The sequence below is a fragment of the Streptomyces sp. SID486 genome (assembly GCF_009865385.1).
Classification (GTDB): domain Bacteria; phylum Actinomycetota; class Actinomycetes; order Streptomycetales; family Streptomycetaceae; genus Streptomyces.
In genome coordinates, this window is record NZ_WWJT01000019.1 from 1 (window position 1) to 1440 (window position 1440).

Below are 1440 nucleotides of genomic sequence, written 5' to 3' on the forward strand. Positions count from 1 at the left end.
CCCCAGCCGGTGCCGTCCGCACCCGCCGCGAACGCCTTGCAACGGCCATCCGGAGCCAGACCACGCTGCCGGCTGAACTCCACGAACCCGCGCGGCGAGACCATCAGCGAGACACCGCCGACGATCGCGCGGGAGCACTCGCCCTGTCGGAGGGACTGCGCTGCCAGGTGCAGGGCCACCAGCGACGACGAGCACGCCGTGTCCACACTGACCGCGGGCCCTTCGAGACCGAAGGTGTACGAGATACGTCCCGAGACGACACTGGCCGCGTTGCCCGTGGCGACGTAGCCCTCGGTCACGTCCGGGCCCTGGTCCACGAGGGAGACGTACTCCTGACCGTTCGTGCCGATGAAGACGCCCGTCCGGCTGCCGCGCACCGCCTCCGGGTCGATGCCGGCCCGCTCCCACAGCTCCCAGGCGGTCTCCAGGAGCAGCCGCTGCTGCGGGTCCATCGCCAGCGCCTCACGCGGCGAGATGCCGAAGAAGTCGGCGTCGAAACCGCCCACTTCGGAGAGGAAGGCGCCTTCCCGGACGTAGCTCTTGCCCAGGGCGTCCGGGTCGGCGTCGTACAGACCGTCGAGGTCCCAGCCGCGGTCCGTCGGGAAGTCCGAGATGGCGTCCTTGCCGGCGGCCAGCAGGTCCCACAGTTCTTCCGCGGTCTCCACGCCTCCGGGGAAGCGACAGCTCATGGCGACGATCGCCAGGGGCTCGTCGGCGGCGGCCACCGCGGCGGGGAGCGCGGGGTCGGCTTCCTCGTCGTGTGAGCCGAGCAGCTCGGTGAGCAGGTGGTCCGCGAGAGCTGCCGGGGTGGGGTAGTCGAAGACCAGCGTGGCCGACAGTCGCATGTCGGTGGCTTCCGTGAGCCGGTTGCGCAGGTTGACGGCCGTGAGGGAGTCGAAACCGATCTCCGTGAATGCGCGACCGGGTGCGATCGCGTCGGCTCCGGCGTACCCGAGTACCGCGGCCACGTGGGCGCGTACGAGCTCCAGTACGATCCGGCGCTGCTCGGCTTCGGGCAGCCCGGCCAGCTTCCGTACGAGAGCGGACGTCTCTTCGGTGAGCGGAGTGTCCTCCGCGGTGATCGTGGTCGCCTCGGTCACCCGGGCGACCTCGGGGATCCCGCTGAGCATACGGGACAGCTGCCGGGCTTCGAAGGTGCCGGCGAAGTGCTTCCAGTCGGCGTCCACGAGGGCGAGAGCGGTGTCTCCCAGGACCAGGGCCCGTTCCAGGGCCTTCACGGCGAGCTCAGGGTCCATCGGGAGCATGCCGGTGCGCCGGAGGGTCCGGCTGACCTCGGCACTGCTGACAGCCATGCCGTCTTCGGCCCAGGGGCCCCACGCGATCGAGGTCGCCGGCAACCCCTCGGCCCGCCGCACCTCCGCCAACGCATCCAAATACGCGTTCGCCGCAGCGTAATTACCCTGCCCCGCACCACCCACA

Annotated in this window: 1 protein-coding gene and 1 pseudogene; both read right to left on the bottom strand. The window is 70.7% G+C overall.

All coding sequences use genetic code 11. From position 1 onward, the window contains the following. Positions 1-1313 (bottom strand): beta-ketoacyl synthase N-terminal-like domain-containing protein (locus GT045_RS01050; protein ID WP_345942515.1); only part of this gene is annotated, 1313 nt, incomplete at its 3' end. 18 nt (positions 1314-1331) lie between these two features. Next, a pseudogene (locus tag GT045_RS40625) lies at positions 1332-1439 on the bottom strand (KR domain-containing protein); the annotation flags it as partial. Between the last annotated feature and the right edge of the window lies 1 nt (position 1440).